We start from the raw sequence: 409 nt of genomic DNA, 5'->3' as shown, positions 1-409 counted from the left end.
GTGTTTGACTTCTCAATAGTTGCATCCTTTTCATCTAATGTGAATGGATAGTGGTTAGTCAATGTAATTAAATGAGAATAGAATGGTGATTTCATCTTAGCTTGATAATTAGCAGAATCTTTAAAGAAAATTTTGTCTTTCAAGCCTAAGTTTACAACGTTTTTATCTGACATGTCATAGTATGTTGCATCATAGAATTTATCGATACCAAAGTGTTTATATACTTGGTCTCTGTTCCAGAATGTTTTATAGTCACCGTGCATGACATCAGATTTGTAGCCTTGCTTTTGATCTAAAATTGCTGGTAATGACTGATACGTATTATCTCCTTTTAATGAAAAGGCAGAACCTTGCGGTAAACCGTATAAACTGTTATCCATTGTAAATTCAGAGTCAGATGTTTTACCTT

The 409-nt window shown here is 32.8% G+C and carries 1 protein-coding gene; it reads right to left on the bottom strand.

The features are described from left to right. A partial coding sequence (locus KDK95_RS39070; RefSeq protein ID WP_212522673.1) for a sulfatase-like hydrolase/transferase occupies positions 1 to 409 on the bottom strand: 409 nt, incomplete at both ends.

The sequence above is a fragment of the Actinospica acidithermotolerans genome, assembly GCF_018139625.1.
Lineage (GTDB): Bacteria > Actinomycetota > Actinomycetes > Streptomycetales > Catenulisporaceae > Actinospica > Actinospica acidithermotolerans.
Note: the sequence above shows the minus strand (reverse complement) of the source record. Positions and strands in the feature narration are given on the sequence as shown.